We start from the raw sequence: 1,454 nt of genomic DNA on the forward strand, positions 1-1,454 counted from the left end.
GCAGAGCCAGCGCTTCGGACCGCTGCAGCCGCTCGCGCCGCGCCACCAGCGCGCGGTGCTCGCCCACGTGCAGGCCGCCGGCGAGTTCGCCTTCGCGCGCGGCCGCGGCGCGGCGCTGCATGCGGCCGTGCTGCGCGCATTCCGCCAGCGTCTGCGCCGGCGCGATCCGGTCACCGCGGCGCTCGCGCTCGAACCGCTGGTGCAGACCCTCGCCGAGCGCCTGCCCGGCATTCCGGCCGCGCGCATACGCCAGGCGCTGCAGCCGCAGGATCTGGCCCGGCCCGAACAGTTCCTCGCCGCCATCCGAACCCTCATGCAACTGCGAGCCCAGATATGAACACCGACGTCCGCATGGCCATCACCGGCACCCACCTGGTCGAACGCACCGACGCGATACGCCGGCAGATCGCCCAGGCCTTCGTCGGCCAGGGCGAAGTGCTCGACCAGCTGCTGATCGCGCTGCTCGCCGGCGGCCACGTGCTGCTCGAAGGCGTGCCCGGACTCGGCAAGACCTTGCTCGTGCGCGCGCTCGCGACCGCGCTCGAATGCAGCTTCGCGCGCGTGCAGTTCACGCCGGACCTGATGCCGAGCGACGTCAGCGGCCACGCGTTCTACGATCCGAAGACCGAGAGCTTCAAGATCCGCCGCGGCCCGGTGTTCACGAACCTGCTGCTGGCCGACGAAATCAACCGCGCGCCGGCCAAGACCCAGGCCGCGCTGCTCGAAGTCATGCAGGAGCAGCAGGTCACGATCGAGTCGCGCAGCTTCCCGCTGTCGCCGCCGTTCCTGACCGTCGCGACGCAGAACCCGATCGAGCAGGAAGGCACCTACCCGCTGCCCGAGGCGCAGCTCGACCGCTTCCTGGTCAAGATCCTCATGAACTATCCCGCGCACGAGGACGAGGTGCGCATGGTCAGCGCGGTCAGCCACGGCCGCAGCGCGAGCGACTTCGACCTGTCGCGCGTGCGGCCGGTGGCCAAGCCCGAGGACATCGTCGCGATGCAGCTCGGCACCGCGCTCGTCGCGATCGATCCGGTCGTGCTCGACTACGCCGTGCGCATCACGCGCGCGACGCGCGAATGGCCGGGCCTGAGCATGGGCTCCGGTCCGCGCGGCAGCCTCGCGATCGTGCGCGCGGCGCGCGCCCAGGCCGTGCTCGAAGGCCGCGACTTCGTGACGCCCGACGACATCCGCCGCGTGGCCAAGCCGGCGCTGCGCCATCGCGTGAGCCTCGCGCCCGAGATGCAGATCGAAGGCCGCCGCATCGACGACGTGCTCGAAGCCCTGCTGACCAAAGTGGAAGCACCGCGCCGATGAGAGCCGCGCCGGCCCTGGTCGCCGCGCTGGTCGCCTGCGCGCTCTGCGGCCTGCTGAGCGCGATCGGCCTCGCGCCGCCGGCGCTGCCGCTGGTCGCCGGCGGGCTGCTCGCGCTGCTGGCGCTGTCCGACGCGTTG

1 protein-coding gene and 1 pseudogene are annotated in these 1,454 nt (G+C 72.3%); both read left to right on the forward strand.

Translation table 11 applies throughout. The annotated features are described in order from the left end of the window. Positions 1-337, forward strand: a pseudogene (locus NON22_RS24260) (hypothetical protein); the annotation flags it as partial. After that, complete coding sequence (locus NON22_RS24265) at positions 334-1,317, forward strand: AAA family ATPase (protein ID WP_257389553.1); 984 nt, start codon at positions 334-336, stop codon at positions 1,315-1,317. The pseudogene NON22_RS24260 and the gene NON22_RS24265, both read left to right, overlap by 4 nt. Positions 1,318-1,454: the final 137 nt, after the last annotated feature.

Source organism: Tahibacter caeni (assembly GCF_024609805.1).
Taxonomy (GTDB): Bacteria; Pseudomonadota; Gammaproteobacteria; order Xanthomonadales; family Rhodanobacteraceae; genus Tahibacter; species Tahibacter caeni.

What these genes read in the sequence shown, in the direction of transcription:
- NON22_RS24265 (WP_257389553.1), top strand. Translation starts at nt 334, where the DNA reads ATGAACACCGACGTCCGCATGGCCATCACCGGCACCCACCTGGTCGAA.